Below are 21,143 nucleotides of genomic sequence, written 5' to 3'. Positions count from 1 at the left end.
GTCCGGGTGCTTTTTCCGAGGCACCGCGCTGGCGCATGGGTTAAAATACTTCTGGTGCATGTTTTATTCCAATACCTGACCGGCATCAAATAAAAGCGCGCTTTCCGCGCCAATCCCCAGAAGTCTGTGTCGTTATCGGCTCGCTGTAGAGCATTTCCGCGCACTGATTTGCGGCAACCCCCATTCGTTTTTCAAGCATTGTGCACCAACACCCGTCACGACACCGGAAACAAGGCCATCGCGAAACGATCCGTTACAAAAGCCAGTTCAGCAAACGACGTATACGTTCCAACCAGGCTGCTCAAAATGAACCAGCCTCTTTATGACTGTATCACGAAATTTGGAAAGTGCGGGGTTGTTTTTTGTACAGTTCCCGTTAACCTGGCCAGATATATGCCTATCACCACGGGAATTATCCCGCTAAAAAGGAGTCCGAAATGGATGAGTTTATGCAAGCAGCAATAGCAGAAGCAGAGAAAGGCCTCGCGGAGGGTGGCATTCCAATCGGCTCTGTCATCGTGCACGATGGCAAGATTATAGGACGGGGTCACAACCGACGCGTCCAGCAAGGGAGCGTGGTACTGCACGGCGAAATGGACGCCTTTGAAAATGCTGGCCGGCAAACCGCATCGGTATATCGAGACTGTACACTCTATACCACGCTTTCACCCTGCCCCATGTGTAGTGGTGCCATATTACTCTATGGCATTCCGCGGGTGATCATTGGCGAAAATCAGACCTTTATGGGCGACGAAAGCCTGCTGGAATCACGTGGTGTCGAACTTTCGGTGTTGCAGGACCCAACCTGTATCAAGCTCATGGAGGAATTCATCCACAATTCACCTACATTATGGAACGAGGATATCGGCGAATAACAGGCCCAGGATCGGATGCAACAATTTATTATGGAGAGGTTACAAATTTAGTCTAATCTATATACACACCTTAAAAAAATCCACTAAGCAAGGGATGGTATACGATTGGATTCCAACACAAAAATAACGAATAATTTAGTGGCAGGAACATGTAAGCCACAGTTCTCCGCAGTTAAAGAGGCGTTTATCGAGAACCTGAGTACAAGGGGTGAAATTGGTGCAGCGGTGTCCGTTACCTTGAACGGAGAGCGCGTCGTCGACTTGTGGGGAGGATTCTGTGATGGTCAAAAAACCCGCCCTTGGCAAGAGGATACGCTGGTCTGTGTCATGTCAGCGACTAAGGCAATTGCGTCATTGGCCATACTCGCACTGGCAGATCGTGGCCTGATTTCTGTTGACGATCCGGTTGCCAAATACTGGCCTGCATTCGGTCAATTTGGCAAGGAGGACATCAGTATCCGCTGTGTTCTGGCGCAAATGGCCGGCCTGCCGGTCGCGGAAAAAGCTCCCGAAGGATCCCTGTACTACCCTGGGGTGATTGAAGCCGCACTGGAAGTGCAAACCCCGCGCTGGAAACCCTGGACTCAACCCTGTTACCACTCCTTCACCCACGGCCCCCTGTGCCAGAAGATAATGCTGAAGGTCACAGGAAAAACTCTGGGGGCCTTTTTACGGGAGGATTTACTGGGCCCGCTCGGCATCGAATTTTATCTGGGCATGAATGAGGAACAAATCAACCGCTGTGCTGATATCTCCATTGCTGAAGGTGTTCCCAGCCTGTTAAAAATGCAAAAGCCCGGCACATTAATGTATGAGGCTTGGCGCCCCATGCCAAAATCCCACAACTTCTTCCAGGATCCGCAATTCCGAAGTTATGAATTTGCCTCAGGCAACGGCCACAGCAATGCCCGGGCTCTGGCGGCTATTTACGGTATCCTCTCTAAGGGTGGCAGCCATAATGGCCACCATATCATTGGCTCAGAAGTATTGAATGATGCAATCCGGGAACAATGGGATGCCTGTGAAGCCATTACTGAACGTGACTTCCGCTATGGCACAGGTTTCATGCTCAACAATCCTTACTTCAAGATTGGCACCAATCGCAGCAGCTTTGGCCATCCAGGCCTCGGCGGTCCGATGGGCTTTGCCGACCCGGAGAACCAACTCGGTTTTGGCTACTGCTGCAACTACGTTCACGCCATCCAGGATACCGGGCCTTGTGCAGAAGCGTTGATTTCAAGCCTTTACGATTCTCTCTGAGTTCCTCCACCACCTCAGTTCAAGTCGGATAAGTTTTGCCAACAGCATTAACTGAACCATACTGGTAGAAACCCCGGTCCTCCGACCGGCTAAGCCCAGCTCAGAAATCTATGCAAAACTATTTTCAGAGGGGCTAAAGACATTAAGAGCCAGTGGCAAGCTAAAAGCAATACTCGACAAATACGACTTGCAGGACTGGCAATAACCGGTTTATCTATCGGCCGACAGAGGCAATTGTCCTGCCGGCCTGCTTTTTATTTTGATGATTCACCCGATTACTGAATACCGGCCAATAATCAACCAGCTGCCCCCCACGCACCACAACCAAATCACCAAACTGAAGCATTACCGCTTCACTCTGCTGCGGACGCAGAAACAGAAAATCATCAACTTGAATGGCTGTTTCAGGACAGTTCCAATACTGCTGATTACTGCTCGTCCCTATCAAAGGATTAGGTTTTACACCGGGCGGCCAACAAGGATCCGCCAGCCAATTTCCCCCATAACTAAACAGCGTATTCCGCGTCGACAAGGGCAGGTGATCAGCAAATCGGCTGAACCATCCAGGCCCCGGTAGATTGAGCCCGGGCAGTATTTTCAGAACCGGCGTAGCGACAAAAATTGCAGGCACATAGGCCTTCAAAGCGGGTAGATCAAAGTCGCCAGGTTTCACCAGTACCGACCCTGCAGCAAGATCATTGGTAATAGCGCACTCATTGTGCAAATGAAGTGTCGGACTCCCGGCACCGTTTAGCGTAAGTGAATTTTCATCCAATCCCGGAAATCGCTGAGTGATATGTTGTACAAACTGACGATATTGCTGCTGTGAGCGAGCAAAACTACGATTCGCAGACTCCAGCCAGCCCGGTAATTTTCCCACATGGGCATCATACCCCATGAGCCCGGTGAGCTGCAGATGAACTGGATTCTGTTCCAGAATGTCCAGGAACAGGTCTAATTCCTCCAGATTGCTGACCCCCCCGCGATGCAATCCGACATCAATTTCGAGCGCGATATTTAACGGCTGCAACCCCTTCTTACTGAGTTCCAAGCCCTTGGACATATCAAGGTATTCTAGAAGCCGTTGGGGCGTATCAACTAACCAGGTTACACCAGCCCCCTCCTGAACACGGGAAAGCGCCCGGTAGAACTGGACAGCAGCACTCACCGGTAAGGGTTTACCCAGCATTATATTCACTGAGGGCCAGCGTTTTACCGCAGCGATTAAAAAGGGCAGATGAAAACACATTAGCCTCAGCTCACGCATCTGACTGGATATGTAATCAAGCAAAGGTATTGATGGCAGTGACTTTGCCACCAGCCGAAACGCTTTGGCGTGCGGAATCGTGGCGCGCAATTCTGCTATGTTATGGTCTAACCGATCAAGATCAAGCACGATAACCGGGGTTGCAATCCCGCCGCGTTTGAGCGTTTCATTCAAGCGGTGATAGTAAGCATCCATCAGTAACACCCTCGAAAGCTATCTTTACCCGAGCAGCAATCGCTTGGAATACGGATTCAGTAGTCTGCAATCGGGATCCATAAGATTTCTGAACGACATAAAAGTATCCCACTCCGGGTATCGCGCGCGGAGCTGTGTGCTATCCAGAGAGTGCAACTTGCCCCAATGGGGTCGGCCCTTGTAGCGGTGAAAAATTGGTTCTATTGCTGCAAAAAGTGGGTGGTAGTCCTGCTTGTAATATTGGTGAACAGATATTGAAGCTTTATCACCGCCATAAAACGGACTTAATGGCGTTTGATCCCCAGCGACATAACGGTACTCAATCGGAAAAAATACATTAAACTTTCGACTCTGCATTATCTGTATAATCTGCTCAAGGCAACTCGGGCCATCAACCGCAGCCACTTGATATTCCATTTCATTGAACCGGACATTCCGGGGGCTGGGAAAAATCTGGTGCGCGTAACCAACCCGTTGCTCATCCTTTACAAACCGCCCGACCAGTTTCTGAATTCGGGGATTTAATTTGGGCATCCAGCGACTTGCCTCACACGCCATACGTAATATGGCGTTTTCCGAGAGAGATTTATCCTCCAAGGCTGTAATTGCATCCGAGCTAAAATCCAGGGTCTTCAGAATTGCAATATCAGCAAACGGAAATGCAAAAAACTCCACATGGCGATGCTGGGTTTTCAAGCTATCAATCTGTTCAATCAAATCGGACAACGGGACAAGCTGAACGTGTTCTTTCAAACGATAAGCGGGTACGACCTGTAACCTGAGCTCAGTGAAAATTCCAAGTGAACCCAAGGACACTTTTGCTGCACGGAAAAGCGCCGAATTCTCTATTTCAGAGCAATTCAGAATGTCTCCCTGTGCCGTGACAAGTCGAAGACCAACGACCGCTTCCGACAAGCACCCCAGTGTAATGCCAGTCCCGTGTGTGCCGGTACTCACTGCCCCGGCAATAGTTTGCGTATCAATATCCCCCTGATTATGCAGAGCCAAGCCATGCTCAAAGAGCCAGGTTGTTAATTGTGAGAGGGGCGTTCCTGCTTTAACCGTTACGATCTGGCGGCCATGGTCAACGCTCACCAGCCCTCGGAAACAGGCCATATTGAGAATAATATTGTCCGTAGGCACCAAGGGGCTGAAGGAGTGACCGGCACCAACGACTCGAACCGGTCTCTTGTCTCGGGTCAGCTGGTTTGACAACTCATGTTCATCGGTCGGAACCCAAAAGGCCCGCGGCTGACAACTTTGCGAGCGTGACCAGTTACGCCACAACCTTCGGGGCTGAACCTGCGCCTGCTCACTGAAGGCCGTGGATTCCAAGTGTATATCCCCTTTCGCAAGCCTGCTGATAGAATTGGAATCTGTCACGTTTCCTTCCCCTGTTCATCGTGTGAGTGCCTTAGCAATGTTCTGCACAGTGATATTGGCTATCAGAAAAGATGATATTCTATCACGTTAATAAAAAATAGCGTTTGCGATCCATATCCGTACAGTAATCGTGCAAAATTTGACACGATTAACACTCAGCTACCTGAAACCGACGAGCCGAATTTGCAATCGACGGCTATTTGCCTGGAACCGGAGGCGATGTATTCGGGACAGAATACAAGGCGTTCTGGATTTGCTGCAGAACATCTCTACGGCGAAAAGGTTTTGTAAGGTAGGGAAATTCCAGCGCTTTTAACTGCTGCTCATCGTAAAAGGCGGCATTATAGCCACTCATCAGGATGATTTTGACGGACTTACGCTGCTCACCCACTTGACGTGCCCAGGAGATACCATCTTGCGAACCGGGTAGAATCACGTCGGTGATAATCAGATCAAAGTCATGTTTCCGTAACGCCAGCTCAGCATCTACGAAATCCTGCACCGCAACCACCTGGCAACCCGCCTGACTCAAAATAGTCGACAACATCGTGCGAATTTCTTCCTCATCATCGACAATCAAAATCAATTTTCCCACCAATGCCGTTTCCGCAGTTGCGGAGACTGGCGTCGTTGCGGCGAGATCCGGTTTCGTCACAGCAGGAAACCAGATACTGAAAGTGGTACCGCAACCCAATTGCGATGTTGCTGAAACATAACCACCGCGCTGCTTTACGGTCATAAAAACCATCGCCAAGCCAAGCCCGGTGCCCCCCCCTGCACTTTTGGTTGTATAAAATGGCTCGAATATGTGGGCCAGATGTTCGTTGGAAATCCCCTCCCCGCTATCGGCGAATTCAAGGTAAACATAATACCCTGGAGCCAGTGGAAGCGACTGTGCATTAAACTCGTCCAACACAATATTCATGGAACTGAGCGTGATAGTCCCCCCCATGGGCATAGCATCCCGAGAGTTAATGGCCAGGTTAATTAATATGTTCTCCAATTCACCGGGGCGAATCTCCACCAGCCACAATGCGTCATCTAACAACAACTCGGTGACAATACTGCCGGTCAGGGATTTTTGTAATAAATCAAAAACCTGATGAATTGAATTATTCAGATCCAGCGGTGCCGCCGGCCCCGAGTCACGTCGTTTGGAAAGCGCTAACAAGCGACGCGTCATTTCACTACCCCGTTCGCATGCTTTAATGGCTTTCTCGATGTACTTCCGGGTTTGTTCAGTTTCAACTTTCGCTTCGAGCAGATCCAGATTCCCCAGAATGATCCCCAGCAGATTATTGAAATCATGGGCGATACCGCCACTCAACTGGCCCATCGCTTCCATTTTTTGAGAAACAAGGAGCTGTTGCTGCAATGCTTGCTGCTCCTTTTCGTATTGCCGTCGCTCCAACTCCCGAGCCGCGATACCCGCATAAACTTCCAGTATGGTTTTCTCGATTGCTCCATGCTCTATCGGCCTTCGGTACAAGGCCGCTAAAACCCCCAATGCGCCGCCGGATTGCTGGATAATCGGTGCCCCAATGTACGCCTCGATTTCAAGATCCACCAAATCCTGATCTTTCGGAAATCGGCGCATGACATCCCGACTAATCAACACGGAACCCGGTGTTCCCGGTTGGCCCTCAATCCCCACGACCAGCTCACAGGGCGTATCGGCGATGGAATAGCTGAGGGCCGCGCAGTCTCCCGGCAATGTGCTGGCCAGGACACTGACCTTGCCCAAGTCTGAATCATAAGTGCCGATTAATACATAATCTATATTGAGCTGGGAACCGATTGAAGCCACCAGCGTTTCGAAAAATGCATCATGGGGGGACGCTGACAACGCCTGGGCTATATTGACGATGATTTCCTCGGAGCGACGCTTGGCGGTCATATCATGGATGGTTAACAGACCGCCAATGACATGACGGTGTTCATCCCGTAAGACACGACCCGCACTTCGAACCAGTTTTTCTTCAGTCCCCGGTACACGAACCACATGAAAGGCTGAAACCTGCTCCTCACCGGAGAACACCTTTGCCAAGGGCCCATCAGAGCCGCTCAAAGCCCGGTCACTTTCCGGGTAAAACAGATATTTGGACTGCGCCCAGGCTTCCGCAGCAGTGTCCGAACCCAACATGCCGAGCATACGCTGAGCAGCGGGGTTTGCAAACGAAGCCCGGCCATCTGAATCGCAGGCAACAATGCCATCCACGATGGAGTCCACCACTGCACGCAGCAGGCTCGATTCACGACTCAGCTTTTGCTCCATCAGTTTCAGCTGGGTAATATCGGTACGAATCGAAATATATTCAATAATCCCGCGCCCCGGCTCAACATTCGGGACAATGGTTGTGGCAACCCAATACAATTCTCCATCCTTGCGCACATTACAGATTTCACCCTGCCAACAATCTCCGGAACTGATTTTCGCCCACATCCGGGTAAAAAAAGCGCTGCTGTGGTGCCCGGAGTTTATAATGTTGTGTTTTTTGCCGATGAGCTCACGCTCTGTATAGCCACTGATCTCACAGAATTTTTTATTGACATAGGTGATCACACCCGCTTTATCCGTCAGGGAAACAATCGCATGTTCGTCCAGAGCCGAGCGCTGAAAGGCAAGGCGTAAATTTGCCTTGGCCAGCATCAAACTGGCCTCTTCCATATTCCGGCGATCACGCACATCCATCTGAATCAACGCGACTGTGGACAACATCATCGCCATCATTTTGTCGGGAAATTCATCTTCCCGCTTATTATTCCCCCAGAGACACACAATACCGACGATTTGAGCCCCCGTCAGAATGGGTTCGACTCGCCATCCGGTTACTTCTTCAGGTACATTCAGATCCGAAGGGAAACCCAGCTCCGTTGCTGTCGCCCAGGTAGCGTATGGCAATTGACTGTGCAGGATGGTTTTCCAGCAAACCGTCTCAGGCTTGATGTCCCAAACGGGCAGATGTCCTGTATTCTTTTTGCTCAGGATCGGCTGAAAATAATCTTGGTGAGACGCAACCCGCGCGGAATTGTTCTTAACAGAGGGAATAATGCCCTGGCATTTGATTTTATAGATCCCATCCTGAAACGGGCCGGTTAACTCTGCGATAAAGCCACCGTCCATGCCAGTGACGTCACGCAGTATCGAACCCAGTAGTGTACAGAAGGCATCGTGCTCATTTCGATTCGACGCATAAATCTGTTGTGCCTGGTGCACCTGATGAATAATCCATTCCAGTCTGGGCATTGCCGTCTCAACCATGATCGCACTCCGGTGACAGGCTTGGCACCCCAATGCACCAACGCCTAATGGGCAGCAGGAAAATCTGACCATATTTAGAATTAGCCAATTATTGCGTGACTCGCCAGTATTTATTGTCGCTCCCCTCGAGTTAGCGCCTTCGCTTGGCATGTATTTAGCAGCTTGTACTTAAAATCCGGTAAAACGATGGAGTAGGAAACACGCTATGACCCGAATCCAAACATTAGTTTCAATCGCTGCACTGACGATGGGCATAACGGCCTGCTCCGACTCCGAACCTGAGCCCCCAAAACTAAGCCCGGAGTTAAAGCAGGGTCAGGACATTGTGAAAGCCAACTGTTTCGTGTGCCATGGTCAGGGCATCAATGGAGCGCCGATGATCGGCAACCACAAAGCCTGGAGCCCTCGCATTGCGCAAGGGATGGATACGCTGGTAGAGCATGCATCCAACGGTTTCAACATGATGCCGGCCCGGGGTGGTAATGCCAATCTGAGTGATGCTGAAATTCGTTTGGCGGTCGGGTACATGGTTAGTCAGGTTGAGACCCCCTGAAAAAACCAGCATCCCTTGCGACCGTCGTTTCACAAACCTGTCGTTTCTTCGCACACTTAATTGTTAGCGCGCATCCAGAAACCCGTGAATTCGCAATCGTCCCCCTTTGACTGGATCAAAGGGGGACGGGGCGCAACCCGCAAAACTGATGATGCTATCGAAAAATTCATATCCAGGGAAAACGGTCCCTCAGCTCAGTCTGTTGACGACCGGGCCTGAATCATCTACATTCCACGCAGTTCATTACCCTATCCGATTTGATGATGATAAAACCTATGGCTCCCAACATTAAACCGTCCAACCCCAACTTCTCCTCAGGCCCATGCAGTAAACGTCCCGGCTATCAAGTCAATCAGCTTGATATCGAAACTCTGGGTCGCTCGCACCGCTCTTCCCTGGGCAAAAAAGCGCTTCGCAAGGCCTGCGAGGATACGGCCCGGCTTCTCGGTCTGCCCGAAGGCTATCGTGTCGGCGTTGTACCGGCCTCGGACACGGGGGCCATGGAAATGACAATGTGGTCTATGCTTGGCGCACGCCCCGTTGATATTTTTGCTTGGGAGTCCTTTGGCAAAACCTGGGTGACCGACATCGTCAAGCAGTTAAAACTGGACAATGTCCAAACCTATGAAGCAGACTACGGCCACCTGCCGGACTTGAGCCAGGCTAACCCCGACCATGATGTGGTCTTCACCTGGAATGGCACCACCTCTGGAGTAAAAGTACCCAATGCGGACTGGATTAGCGACCAGCGCACCGGGTTAACCATTTGTGATGCAACCTCTGCTGTATTTGCCATGGAAATGCCATGGGACAAGCTTGATGTGATTACCTTCAGCTGGCAGAAGGTTCTCGGGGGCGAAGGGGCTCACGGAATGCTGATTCTCAGCCCGAGAGCGGTAGAACGTCTGGAAAGCTATACACCACCGTGGCCCATGCCAAAGATATTCCGCATGACCAAAGGTGGAAAACTGATTGATGGCATATTTGTCGGCGAAACGATCAACACGCCATCCATGCTGTGTGTTGCCGACTATCTGGATGCCTTGAACTGGGTCGATACGCTTGGCGGGGCGAACGCCTGTATCGCCAAATCTAAACAGAATCTGGCCGTCATTGAAGAGTTTGTCGCTCAAAAGCCATGGATTTCGTTCCTTGCGGCAAATGAAGCAACACGTTCCAATACCAGTGTTTGTCTGAGCCTTGACTTGCCGGACGACAAAGTAAAAACGATGACAAAATTACTGGAAAGCGAACAAGTCGCCTATGACATCGGTTCCTACCGGGATGCGCCTGCCGGCATTCGAATCTGGTGTGGCAGCACAGTCGAGGCCAGTGATGTTGAAGCATTGATGCCTTGGCTGGAATGGGCCTATCATGAGGTGAGTCAAAACGCCTGAGGCAAGGCCAAAACGACAATACATTTCCTGGACGGCTTGACTTAGTAAGGCCACGGGTTCGCGAAACCTCGCGTTCCCGTGGGTGAAATCAACCAAACGGAGTCACCCATGTCCGAAGATCGATCCCGTCCCCCAAGTCCCCTGGTCGAAAAGCCAGACTTTCTGACAACTGAAAACGCCTGGGAATTCTCCAACCCGGCAACGCGTTCTGCCTATTCACATCGTGCACACTACACTCAAGCCGCTCTCGATATTCTGGAATCGCTGCTGCCCCCATCCGCACCAACGGCGCTGGATGTTGGCTGTGGTCCCGGTGACCTGAGCATCCCCCTGGCTGAACGCTGTCCCGTGGATGCAGTGGATATGTCAGATACGCTCATTCAAATGGGTCAACAGCGACCCGGTGGAATGCAACCGAATTTGAACTGGATTACCGCTTCCATCGAAGATGCCCCGCTTCAAGGACCCTATGGTCTGATCACTGCGGGAGAAAGTTTACACTGGATGCCGTGGGATCAAGTTTTCCCCCGCTTCGCGGAAATCATTGACCCCTGCGGTAGATTGGCCTTACTCTCCCGCCACCCTGCTCGAGAACCCTGGCGCGATGAGCTCAACGATATCGTTACCCGATACCACACCTGCGACGACTATATCTCGTACGATCTCGTTGAATTAATCACACAGCAGCGTTACTTTCATCCCACGGGTGACAAAATGACATCCGCAGAGCCACTCAGCCAAACACTAACGGAATTCATTGAACAGCTGCACAGCCGCTTTGGACTCAGCCGGGACAACATGACAGCAGCTGATGCGCAGTCGTTTGACCGGGATATCGCAAGCTTGATGACCCCGTATCTGGACGCCACCGGCTATATTCAATCTGGAACGCGAACCCGAGTCGTCTGGGGTAAAATCAATGATACTGTTGCGCACCGCTCACCCTAAGTAAGTCAGGGGAATTTCCGTTCTATCGATAATTTTACGCAGTACAAAGCTGGAATGAACCCCGGTGACGCCCGGAATCCGGGTCAGGCGGCCCAATAAAAACTCTTGATAATGCTCCATATCGGGAACCAAGACCTCCACCAGATAGTCCGCTGCCTGACCCGTGATCAGGGAGCAGGACATCACTTCCGGGTACGATTCCAGTTCCGCCTCGAAGTTTTCGAACCGATCCGGCGTATGCCGGTCCATGCTGATTTGAATAATCGCGGTTAGCTTCAAATCCAGTTTAGCCGGATCCAGCAATGTGACGTAGCGGCTGATGATACCGTTGTCTTCCAGCTGCTTGACCCGTCTTGAACAAGGAGAGGGGGACAGGCCCACTTTTTCAGCGAGTTCGAGATTGCTGATATTTCCATTCTTTTGCAGCACACTGAGAATCCGTCGATCTAACTTGTCCAGTTTCATCATCACACCAGTCCATTAAAAGTGATACACACTATACAAATAGAATTAATTAGCATAATACACTCCAAATATGAGCATAATTAGATATTTATTGCCAAAATACCAAACTCATAGCCATTTTCGCAATTTAATTGCGCATCACTGACGATATACTGTCTTCCGTATCGAGCAAGTCCCTCACCCGGGGAACGCAATAATAAACCCAAAAGGATGACCAACATGCAATCTGACCAAGATAATGCGAACCAGACTTCCAATTTCACTCACGAAAAGTATCGTCCGTTTCCGAAAGTTTCACTGCCAGATCGTCAGTGGCCTGATCAGGAAATCACTGCAGCGCCACTGTGGTGCAGCGTGGACTTACGTGATGGGAACCAGGCGCTTATCGAACCCATGTCGGTCACCCAGAAAAAGCTCATGTTCAGTCTGTTGGTTAAAATTGGTTTCAAGGAGATCGAGGTCGGCTTTCCGGCCGCATCTCAACCGGATTTTGATTTTGTGCGCTGGCTGATTGAGGCAGAACAAATCCCCGAAGACGTCACGATTCAGGTACTGACCCAGGCACGTCCGGAACTGATTGAACGGACTTTCGACGCGCTTCGTGGTGTGCATCGCGCAGTCGTCCATGTGTACAACTCGACTTCGACGGTGCAACGGCAACAGGTTTTTGAAATGGATCGTGAGGGCATCAAAAATATTGCGATCCGGGGCGCACAAAAAGTACAGGAACAGGCGGCACGGTATCCGGAGACAGAATGGGTGTTTCAGTATTCTCCGGAGAGTTTCACGGGAACCGAACTGGACTACGCCGTTGACGTCGTCAATGCCGTTACAGCCATTTGGCAACCCACAAAACAAAACCCGGTAATTATTAATTTGCCCGCCACCGTCGAAATGGCCACGCCCAATATTTTCGCCGACCAAATCGAGTGGTTTAACCGCCAGGTTGAACGGCGCGAGGCCATTATCTTAAGTGTGCACACACACAATGACCGGGGCTGTGCTGTGGCGGCGGCAGAACTCGCCGTGATGGCCGGCGCAGACCGGGTCGAAGGTACATTAATGGGGAATGGTGAACGTACCGGTAACATGGATATCATCACGATGGCGATGAACTTGTACAGCCAGGGTATCGACCCGGAATTGCAGCTGGGTGATATGGATGAAATTATCCGGGTCGTGCGGGAATGTACGCAACTGCCCGTGCACCCGAGACACCCCTACGCAGGGGAATTGGTCTACACGGCATTTTCCGGTAGCCATCAGGATGCAATCAAGAAATGTCTGGCCAAGCGCAAAACAGGCGATGCCTGGAACGTCGCCTACCTGCCGATTGATCCAGCGGATATCGGGCGGAGTTATCAAGAAGTTATCCGGGTCAATAGCCAGTCAGGCAAAGGCGGGGTGGCTTACATGCTGGAACGGGATTACGGGCTGGCTTTGCCCCGCTGGTTACAGATCGACTTTAGCCCGATGGTACAACAGGCTGCAGAGGTATCCGGTGGAGAAGTCACCGGCGCACAAATTCGACAGCTGTTTGATCAACGCTATGTCAATCACAATGCGCCCGTCTGCATTGGTGCCTTTGAAGTTAAACGCACGACCCATGATGAGTTACACGCCCAGCTTTTCATTGATGGCCAAATGAACGAGCTGAATGGTATCGGTCACGGCAGTCTGGATGCTCTGGCAAACGGTCTGAAACAGCAGTTCGGCATTGACATTGTAGTTCAGGAATACTCTGAGCACGCAATTAAAGATGGTACCAGCGGCACAGAAGCGGATGCGATCGCCTATGTGCAGGCTCGTATCGCGGGGGAGTTGTATTGTGGTGCCGCAATTCATGAAGATATTATGACCGCCTCCATCAATGCCTTGCTTTGTGCAGCCAATCAATACCTGGCGGAGCACCAACAAGCCGTTGCCTGCTAGCCACGGCTTGTTAATCGCAGATGCAACATCCCCTCGATTAGGGCGGGATGTTGCAAACTTTAGTAAAATACCATAGTCGAACAAACAGTCAGTCTACCGGTTCAGGAGGTCATCAACAGCGGCGACGTCTTCAACCAATCTCGAATCTGGTCCCGTACCTGCCGATAGCAATCCAGCCGGGACTCGTCATTATCGGCTTCTTTTGCCAGCCGGGGGGGATCCGGGAAGGGGTGGTGAATATGAATTACACTGTTCGGTAAAACCGGGCAGCTTTCCGCGGCATTGTCACATACGGTGACGATGTAGTCGAACGCCAGCCCCATGTTGTGGCCTGCAGGATCCTTGAGATCCTCTAATGTTTTCGAATAATGCCCGTCCAGAGACACGCCCACTTCAGACATCACCTGCTGAACATTAGGGTTCATTCCATGGGCGACAATACCGGCGGAATAACACTCGTATTGCTCTGCCAACAGAGTTTTCCCCCAGGCTTCAGCCATCTGACTCCGGCAGGAATTTCCGGTGCATAAAAACAACAGTTTTTGCTTCATAAGCGTGCCTCTCTTGAATCACTCAATCCTGTTAGCCACAACCCTGCAGATCAACAGCAGCCACCGCCGTCATGGCCCGTTTCCCAGTCCGCATCAAAAGGTATGCTGGTGCCACAACCATCAAATATTCCATAGTGTGTGGACCAATCACCGTAAAATTCGAAATGAGACTTGAAACGGGTATCCTTCAGCATCCGATAGGTGTTGCCGCAGACCGGGAAAACACGCCCGGTCTCGATATAATGATGCTTGTCCAACAAAAAACCGTTGGGTGCAGATGCAATCGTTCCCTTATAGCGCACAGCCTGTCCGTAATCCTCACACGCTGGCTCAAGTGCATCCAGCTTAAACAGGCGGTAAGTCGCAGAATAAAACTCCAGATTACCCAATCTTTCCTGTATTTTAGCGTTCTCGATCGTCAGGGGTCGATCTTCAACTAAACGGGGGTCTGCAAATCCAGCCTGCTTCGCCAACGCCAGGAAATCATTCCAGTACAGCGCGCCACTTAAACACTCGCCATATAAAACGGGGTCTTTGGCAAGCTCGGGTGGAATACGGCGTGCTGCATAAACATCAGAAAAGTACAACTCCCCGCCCGGCTTTAACAAATTATAGGCATGGCGTAATACCGCAGCTTTGTCCGTGCACAGGTTAAGCACGCAGTTAGAAACAATGATATCGAAGTGGTTTTCGGCCAGATCCAGCTCATGCAGCTGTTCCAGGTAACCTTTGACAAATCGAACATTGGACTTGGCATAACCGAATGCCTCACGATGGTAATCCAGATGCGCATTGGCCACCGCCAACTGCTCATCCGTCATATCGACACCGGTAACCGACCCCTGCTCTCCGACCATGGCACTAAGCACGTAGCAATCCCGGCCAGCACCACTGCCCAAGTCCAGAATATGGGTACCTTTTAACTCGTCTGGCGCAATCAGGCCACAGCCATAATATTTCGCCATCACCTCATCATGAATCTTGCACAGAATTTCTTTCAGGTGCGCGGGCGGCTCACTGGCGGTACAGCAGGCATTAGTTTGCAGGTCTTCCGACCCGGTGAGTGTCTTACCATAGTATTCTTGTACATCGCTTTGCATGCATTACATCCTAAAAAGCGTTTATTGAAAAAATAGATGCAGGCTCTTTGCATTAGATGCAAAAAAACCGGAAAGTTCCCTGATATTAGGGGGTGTTGTGTATATTTTGCAAGAATACCGAAGAATCAGAGCAAGGCCGGGCACGCCGGAATGGCGCACTGTGATGGAGTGAACGTGCGGTCAATCATGCCGTCAGTCGCTGATTTCTGAGCAACCTGCTGCTTGAGTTCCCGTTGGGAATTCAACACATTCAGATTTCCTGGTGCCAGCTTTACCGCACAGGCTATGGCCTCGAGTGCCGTCGGGCAATGTAATTGCTGAAGACTGTAGGCTAGATTGTTCCAGCCATCCGGATTTTCAGGTTGCAGATGGACATGTTCGGAAAATGCTTTCGCCGCAGTTGAGTGATCCGACATTTGATACGCTGCGTTACCCAGACTCAACCAGGATAATGTTGATGCCGGCCACCGCTTGGTTGCCGCCAAAAAGGCGTTAAGCGCAGCTGAGTGCCCGGATGTTAACAAGTCCTGGGCGGCACGAATATAGCCCGGCAAATCCGCGGTAGTGGGCATCGTCTCAGGAGGTGCCACGACCTGCGCCCAGTTGTCGGCATTGCGCCAGGTACGCTGAAACAGGGAGAAGGTCATTTCCTGTCGACGTTCCACACCTGAGCGCAGCCACACGACCATCCGCTCCAGGTCATACCCGACGACGACAGCGTAGTGCCACTGTGGATACCAGCTGAAACCAAGATTTTGCAACACCAGCACGGGGTTATTTGCCGCTACCTCCCGGAGCAGGTTTGCCAAATTACCCTCAAGCGGGTAGACCAGAAAACCAAAATCCCGCGCAGTGGCAACCATATCAAGCGGGAAACTGCCCTCCTTGCCGGGAGTATAAACCGCATCTACAAGAGCTTTCGGATTTACGTCAACACCGCGGTAGGCCAGAACTGTGGCCAGCGCAGCAGGACCGCACTGGAACTGTTCCTGGGGGAAAAATGGAACCGAATCCAGCTCGACCCTGTGCTTGGATAAAACCGCGCGCCATTGAGCAGCGGCCTGCTCGGCGGAGGGCCCCATAATGGCACATCCGCTCACACCAAACAGGATTACCATGATTAGCACGGCTAAACGTTTTTGCACCCACATGCTTGGCTTACCATTGTCTCTGATATCTGGCGACTGTATCCATATCGAGCAACAGTACCGATGCAAGTTAGATTAATACTGATCTATGGGTTTGATGACCGGGAATATATTGGTCGTTCCCAACAAATCAAGCACGATCAGAACCAGGAAAATAAATAACACAACACCAATAACACTGGTCCCACCTGCCGGCATGTCATTCAATTTTGCATTAAACTCAGCCACTTCCGCCGGTGTCATTTTAGCCACACGCTGATCAACCTGTTCCGGGGACAGGCCCCAGTCGCTCAATAGCTTACGGGCTTCATCGCTGGCAACCGTTTCCTGTATTTCCTTCAGATCGACTTGCTGTTGCACCTGCACCAATTGGCTCTCGGTTGAGACCATCGCCGCACGAACTACAGAGGATTGCAGACCGAGAAAGAAAATAGCGAATGAGGTAATCAGGGCAATATAGCGCTTTAATTCCTGTAAACGGGGCATAACAAGATATCCTTTTACTTAATACCAATAGAAGTTAGATATGAAGGCAAACCAGATCGTTATTACAAACGACAGCCCTCATAGTAGCGGTCAGAATATCAGCATGTATTCTGATACTGAGCGAGTTCTGGCAAAGACAAGCGAGGCAATTACGGCACGTTCATAGCAAAACTGAACAGCACCATTAAACACTGCCGAAAACAAAAAATCCACCCCTGATTATTCGCTTCAGCCCCTCTTAACGATGCGCTGACGCGCCCAATGCCTGTAATTCTGAGGGATAAGCAAAGTGCGCAAGAAAGTCCAATGCTACCTGTGCCGCAAGCGGTTTCGAGAACAGATAACCTTGCACATGATCAATGCCCAGATCCAGCATGGTGTCGAGCTGGTCGACCGTTTCCACCCCCTCGGCAACCACAGTCATGTTCAGCGAATTGGCCATTTCGATAATCGCTTTCAATATGACTTTACTGACCCCGTCATGATGGACATCATCGACAAAAATACGATCAATTTTGAGGGTACAAAATGAAAAACGTTTTAAGTGGCCCAGGGAAGAATACCCCACGCCGAAATCATCAAGCGCTGTTGAAAAGCCGAGTGAGCGCTGAATGTCCAACTGCCGACGGCTTTTCTCTTCATTTTTGATCAATGAATTCTCTGTCACTTCATATTCAATATGTTTATAGGGCACCTCAGCCTTGGATATCATGCTTTGCAATTCCCGGAATAACCGGGAATCCGCGATTTGAATCGGTGATATGTTGATCGAAATTTTGAAATCATCCGGTACTTCGCCCATGGCGTTAATGAATGCACATGACCGCTCACAAACCAATAGCGTGATGTAATCAATGAGCCCTTTTTCTTCCGCTGCAGGAATAAACTCATGGGGACCCACCCATCCCATTTTACTGGAGTTCAGTCGCGCCAATGCTTCAAATCCGGCGACTTTACCCCCTTTAATATCAATCTTTGGCTGAAAGACCACTTCAAATTCATCATGTTCGAGGGCATGGCTAATCACATTTTCGAGATCCAACTGGGCTTTTTGACTGGCCGCCATTTTGGGCTGGAAAAACTCGTAGCGCATTTTGCCCAAACTTTTTGCTTCATACATCGCGATATCTGCATATTTAAGCAGATCCGGAATATTGTCTGCATCATCCGGATACAAAGCGATCCCGACACTGGCCCCGACGAAGGCTTCGCGTTCTTCCAGCAAAAAGCCCGACCGTAACTGGTCGATGATACTGTCTGCCACATGCGCAATGGTGGTCACTTCATCCGCCAGGGTTTCATCCTGTAGCTCCAACACCACAGTGAATTCATCACCACCAAGCCGGGCAACACTCAAGAGCCTGGGGGGCTGATGAGCGGTTTTGATACAAAGCAGACGCTGGGTGACTTCCTTCAAGAGCAAATCGCCCGTTTCATGTCCCATCACATCATTAACTTGCTTGAACCCGTCGAGGTCGATAAACATCAGTGCCAGCCGGCTTCGTATACCTTTCGGAACATGGATTGCAGATTGCAGAATATCCATCAAGGCCAAACGATTGGGTAATCCGGTCAGCGAGTCAGTGGTCGCTTGCACCTGTAAGTCACGGGTGTTTTGACGAACCTTTTGCCGTAATTCAACGAACGCGTCCTGTAAGTGTCCGATTTCATCCCTGCGGGGAACCAGCTCGATCAACTCCGCCGAATCATCCAATACCCTGTTGGTTTGCGAGGTGAGCGCATTTAGGGGAATGAGAACCAAACGGTTGAATAGCAGATAAAGAATCAGCCCGATTGAAATACCGGTAATCGCAATAACCAGTATCAATTCAATTGCAAAGACATCGTAACGTGAGCTGATGGCGTGGTTCGGTACGGAAATATAGAGCTGCCAACGGTTAATCAGGGGACGATGGTCAAGAAAATAGCGCTGATCTGCGACCTGCAGTTGCCGCCGAGCCGGCTTATGTCTGGAAAACTCGGCCACACTGCCATAGCTGCTCGACATCAGGAACAGGATCGCATCCCGCTGCCGGGGATCACTCATCACTTCCCCCAAGTGAGATTCAACCAGAAAAACATAAGTATCCTGACTGAATGGGGGCTCCGACATGATGTCTTGAATCCAGTTTAAATTCACCGACAAGCGCAAAACAGGTGCGTGTTTTAACAGCGCTGAGCTGCTCAATGCACGGTAAATCACCAGACTGTAGGTTTGAAAATCTTCGTGATAGACAATTTCATGAATACTGGTTCCGGGGTGAGCCCGGGCAAGATCCAGCAGTCGGGAATAATCTTCCGGGTGTTTGTTGGGGACAGCCGTCTGAACCATCCGCACGGACTCGTATTTGTCCGCATTAATCAGAACCAGTTCCTGATACTCTGGAAACTGCTCCAGAATCTGCTGCCAGTTTTGCAATACCAAACGTCGATCCAATTCTGCGCCATTCAGAAGATAGCGCTGCAATGAAGTATCCTGGCTGTACAAGACCAGATTGGCACTGGCAGAAGACAAGGTTTGAGCAAATGACGTTTGAATCAGCGTAAGCGTATCCGCGATACGGTTAAATGTTTCCTGACGTAAAACCTCATCCATTTTATGGCGCGATACCCAGCTGAACAAACTAATGCTGATTACCGCCAGTATCAACAGTGCCAGTGTATATTTTAGTTTTAAGGACATACCGGGAAGTTAGTACCCGTCTCTGTGCTTTCAGGAATACAACATTCCATTGGAAAGCCTGTTGATTGTCGACCGCTCTGAGCTCAGCCATGTTATTTTTATAGGTTTAACACCCCATCTCTGGCAGTATAGCAAAAACTGACAAATCATTATTTTCCAACTGATACAGAAGATTGGGTACACCTGAAGCATGTCCACAACAGAGGTTGCTTAACTGGAGCATCCCCAAAGCTCTCGCAATTCCGCTAATGTGGGTTACCTTGAAGGTCTGAATCTCGGAAACCGGTTTGAAAATCAGTAAACCCGCTATGATTGGTGCCTCGGTGGGTCGTTGGCAGGCGTGCTATGTGCGCTGATCGCCAGCTCACTGCTGCCGCTGGATGGAGAGCAGCAATCCGCACTGATACTATTTGGCGCTTTGCCTCCTGCAGTCTAGAACTACATTATTGCGGAGCGCTACCAGAATCAGCCGACGGAAGTAGCCACCATTGTAATGTGTGGCAATTTGGCCAGTCTATTGATTCCCCCTTGGTACTGGCAACATTTTTTTGAAGCAAACCTTGCCTCCTCACAGAGCACAACGTGGGTCGTCACATAGATTTATTGAGCACTGACATGCCCGTCAATTAATGACACCAACTTTGGCAATACCCCTCCGGGCAGATCATGGCCAAGGCCTTGAATCATCTCCATTCGGCTACCCGAAATGCGCTCATGTAATCGCTTGCCACAGGCTGGCCGGACTAGAGGGTCTGCATCACCATGAATAATTAACACCGGGGTATTGATATAGCGGTGCAAGTGCGACAAGGCTCCGGTTGCCATTATGGCACGCATTTGCCTGAGGATGCCGGCGGGCCGATAACTCCGATGATAATTGCGTTCAAAGGACAGCTCGATATCTGCTTCACTGACTGCGAAACCCGGACTCTGAACAACCCGCCAGAAGGCCAGAGATCGCGCTTTTGCCGCCTCAAGATGGTGTCCTTTTACACCGCTGCCATTCATCACCCACAATGCTTTCAACTCCGGGCCCGGATTTCGCCTTGGATGATTGTCAGAAGACATCAGAATGCTCGCAGATTGGATTCTTTCAGGATGACGGGCGGCAAGAATTTGCGTAATCATTCCCCCCATCGAGATACCAACGGCGTGGGCAGATTTGATCGCCAGCAAATCCAGCAAGCCAACCACATCATCTGCCATATCATACAGGCTGTAAGGGGCCTCAACTGACAATCCCATTTTGTACTGCATAAAGGCCACAGGTGGTGACAGCTTCAACTTGGCTTTTATTTCCGAGGACAGCCCGATATCCCGGTTATCAAACAAAACAACCCGGTAGCCCTTCGCCAAGAACTCATCGACCAAGGCTGGCGGCCAGGCCGTCATCTGGCAGGCCAGGCCCATAATCAATAGCAACACCGGCCCCTCTTCGGGTCCCAGATCCTGATAACAAATACGAATTCCACTGTGCAACGTGACCACTTGTTCCAAAACCACATACCCCGAGTCAAATTGAGAAGCTGAAATTTAACCACAGGTGAGATGGTTTCACCATATCGAGTTTGCCAGGGTGGCATACGTTTTCAGCGGCCTGGATTACGCTATACTAACAAGTACAGGGCTAAAATATGG

Annotated in this window: 16 protein-coding genes; 6 read left to right on the top strand and 10 right to left on the bottom strand. The window is 50.5% G+C overall.

Going from position 1 to position 21,143, the window contains the following annotated elements; all coding sequences use genetic code 11:
- Positions 1-437: 437 nt before the first annotated feature.
- Both OLMES_RS02145 and OLMES_RS02140 read left to right on the top strand, forming a co-directional pair.
- Entirely contained in the window at positions 438-875 is a 438-nt protein-coding gene (locus OLMES_RS02145) for a nucleoside deaminase (protein WP_087459735.1), read from the top strand.
- A gap of 138 nt (positions 876-1,013) precedes the next feature.
- Positions 1,014-2,135 (top strand): serine hydrolase domain-containing protein, encoded by a 1,122-nt coding sequence (locus OLMES_RS02140; protein ID WP_157678109.1) that lies wholly within the window; start codon positions 1,014-1,016, stop codon positions 2,133-2,135.
- Between the two features lie 214 nt (positions 2,136-2,349).
- On the opposite strand, the gene OLMES_RS02135 is transcribed toward OLMES_RS02140, so the two are convergent.
- The 3 genes from OLMES_RS02135 to OLMES_RS02125 form a co-directional block, all read right to left on the bottom strand.
- Positions 2,350-3,597: an alanine racemase gene (locus tag OLMES_RS02135; RefSeq protein ID WP_087459733.1), complete on the bottom strand. Its 1,248-nt coding sequence runs from the start codon at positions 3,595-3,597 to the stop codon at positions 2,350-2,352.
- Positions 3,598-3,621: 24 nt separating this feature from the next.
- Positions 3,622-4,980 carry a D-arabinono-1,4-lactone oxidase gene (locus tag OLMES_RS02130; RefSeq protein WP_198343188.1) on the bottom strand — a complete coding sequence of 453 codons (1,359 nt, stop codon included), beginning with the start codon at positions 4,978-4,980 and terminating at the stop codon, positions 3,622-3,624.
- A gap of 196 nt (positions 4,981-5,176) precedes the next feature.
- Complete coding sequence (locus OLMES_RS02125) at positions 5,177-8,242, bottom strand: PAS domain S-box protein (protein WP_198343187.1); 3,066 nt, start codon at positions 8,240-8,242, stop codon at positions 5,177-5,179.
- A gap of 205 nt (positions 8,243-8,447) precedes the next feature.
- Here OLMES_RS02125 and OLMES_RS02120 point away from each other — a divergent pair, with 205 nt between their 5' ends.
- The 3 genes from OLMES_RS02120 (at position 8,448) to OLMES_RS02110 (ending at position 11,140) form a co-directional block, all read left to right on the top strand.
- Positions 8,448-8,795, top strand: coding sequence for a c-type cytochrome (locus tag OLMES_RS02120; protein WP_087459731.1), 348 nt, complete (start codon positions 8,448-8,450; stop codon positions 8,793-8,795).
- 275 nt (positions 8,796-9,070) lie between these two features.
- On the top strand, positions 9,071-10,192 hold the full coding sequence (locus tag OLMES_RS02115) for a phosphoserine transaminase (protein ID WP_087459730.1): 1,122 nt from the start codon (positions 9,071-9,073) through the stop codon (positions 10,190-10,192).
- Positions 10,193-10,300: 108 nt separating this feature from the next.
- A complete protein-coding gene (locus OLMES_RS02110) occupies positions 10,301-11,140 on the top strand; it encodes a class I SAM-dependent methyltransferase (RefSeq protein WP_087459729.1) in 840 nt (279 codons plus the stop codon).
- Here the strand turns inward: OLMES_RS02110 and OLMES_RS02105 are convergent.
- Positions 11,132-11,605 carry an Lrp/AsnC family transcriptional regulator gene (locus tag OLMES_RS02105; RefSeq protein WP_087459728.1) on the bottom strand — a complete coding sequence of 158 codons (474 nt, stop codon included), beginning with the start codon at positions 11,603-11,605 and terminating at the stop codon, positions 11,132-11,134. The genes OLMES_RS02110 and OLMES_RS02105 overlap by 9 nt on opposite strands.
- A gap of 219 nt (positions 11,606-11,824) precedes the next feature.
- On the opposite strand from OLMES_RS02105, the gene leuA reads away from it, so the two are divergent.
- On the top strand, positions 11,825-13,537 hold the full coding sequence (leuA, locus tag OLMES_RS02100) for a 2-isopropylmalate synthase (RefSeq protein WP_087459727.1): 1,713 nt from the start codon (positions 11,825-11,827) through the stop codon (positions 13,535-13,537).
- Positions 13,538-13,638: 101 nt separating this feature from the next.
- Here the strand turns inward: leuA and OLMES_RS02095 are convergent, their stop codons facing one another.
- The 6 genes from OLMES_RS02095 to OLMES_RS02070 all read right to left on the bottom strand — a co-directional run bounded on the left by OLMES_RS02095 (position 13,639) and on the right by OLMES_RS02070 (position 20,993).
- The gene (locus tag OLMES_RS02095) at positions 13,639-14,088 is read right to left on the bottom strand and encodes an arsenate reductase ArsC (protein ID WP_087459726.1); all 450 of its coding nucleotides are present in this window, start codon (positions 14,086-14,088) and stop codon (positions 13,639-13,641) included.
- A 50-nt stretch (positions 14,089-14,138) separates the two neighbouring features.
- On the bottom strand, positions 14,139-15,188 hold the full coding sequence (locus tag OLMES_RS02090; protein ID WP_087459725.1) for a methyltransferase domain-containing protein: 1,050 nt from the start codon (positions 15,186-15,188) through the stop codon (positions 14,139-14,141).
- A 125-nt stretch (positions 15,189-15,313) separates the two neighbouring features.
- A complete protein-coding gene (locus OLMES_RS02085; RefSeq protein WP_087459724.1) occupies positions 15,314-16,339 on the bottom strand; it encodes a PA2778 family cysteine peptidase in 1,026 nt (341 codons plus the stop codon).
- Between the two features lie 72 nt (positions 16,340-16,411).
- Entirely contained in the window at positions 16,412-16,822 is a 411-nt protein-coding gene (locus OLMES_RS02080) for a PA2779 family protein (protein ID WP_087459723.1), read from the bottom strand.
- A gap of 238 nt (positions 16,823-17,060) precedes the next feature.
- Positions 17,061-19,505, bottom strand: coding sequence for a putative bifunctional diguanylate cyclase/phosphodiesterase (locus tag OLMES_RS02075; RefSeq protein ID WP_087459722.1), 2,445 nt, complete (start codon positions 19,503-19,505; stop codon positions 17,061-17,063).
- Between the two features lie 600 nt (positions 19,506-20,105).
- Positions 20,106-20,993: an alpha/beta fold hydrolase gene (locus OLMES_RS02070; protein WP_232465392.1), complete on the bottom strand. Its 888-nt coding sequence runs from the start codon at positions 20,991-20,993 to the stop codon at positions 20,106-20,108.
- Positions 20,994-21,143 lie beyond the last annotated feature (150 nt).

Origin of the sequence: Oleiphilus messinensis (assembly GCF_002162375.1) — a bacterium.
Lineage (GTDB): Bacteria > Pseudomonadota > Gammaproteobacteria > Pseudomonadales > Oleiphilaceae > Oleiphilus > Oleiphilus messinensis.
This window is presented reverse-complemented; position numbering and strand designations above follow the sequence as displayed.

Bases quoted from the DNA above. Each gene is read 5' to 3' on its own strand.
- leuA (WP_087459727.1), top strand. From the start codon at position 11,825: ATGCAATCTGACCAAGATAATGCGAACCAGACTTCCAATTTCACTCAC.
- OLMES_RS02090 (WP_087459725.1), bottom strand. From the start codon at position 15,188: ATGCAAAGCGATGTACAAGAATACTATGGTAAGACACTCACCGGGTCG.
- OLMES_RS02085 (WP_087459724.1), bottom strand. From the start codon at position 16,339: ATGTGGGTGCAAAAACGTTTAGCCGTGCTAATCATGGTAATCCTGTTT.
- OLMES_RS02075 (WP_087459722.1), bottom strand. From the start codon at position 19,505: ATGTCCTTAAAACTAAAATATACACTGGCACTGTTGATACTGGCGGTA.
- OLMES_RS02125 (WP_198343187.1), bottom strand. From the start codon at position 8,242: ATGGTTGAGACGGCAATGCCCAGACTGGAATGGATTATTCATCAGGTG.
- OLMES_RS02120 (WP_087459731.1), top strand. From the start codon at position 8,448: ATGACCCGAATCCAAACATTAGTTTCAATCGCTGCACTGACGATGGGC.
- OLMES_RS02080 (WP_087459723.1), bottom strand. From the start codon at position 16,822: ATGCCCCGTTTACAGGAATTAAAGCGCTATATTGCCCTGATTACCTCA.
- OLMES_RS02145 (WP_087459735.1), top strand. From the start codon at position 438: ATGGATGAGTTTATGCAAGCAGCAATAGCAGAAGCAGAGAAAGGCCTC.
- OLMES_RS02135 (WP_087459733.1), bottom strand. From the start codon at position 3,597: ATGGATGCTTACTATCACCGCTTGAATGAAACGCTCAAACGCGGCGGG.
- OLMES_RS02115 (WP_087459730.1), top strand. From the start codon at position 9,071: ATGGCTCCCAACATTAAACCGTCCAACCCCAACTTCTCCTCAGGCCCA.
- OLMES_RS02105 (WP_087459728.1), bottom strand. From the start codon at position 11,605: ATGAAACTGGACAAGTTAGATCGACGGATTCTCAGTGTGCTGCAAAAG.
- OLMES_RS02110 (WP_087459729.1), top strand. From the start codon at position 10,301: ATGTCCGAAGATCGATCCCGTCCCCCAAGTCCCCTGGTCGAAAAGCCA.
- OLMES_RS02095 (WP_087459726.1), bottom strand. From the start codon at position 14,088: ATGAAGCAAAAACTGTTGTTTTTATGCACCGGAAATTCCTGCCGGAGT.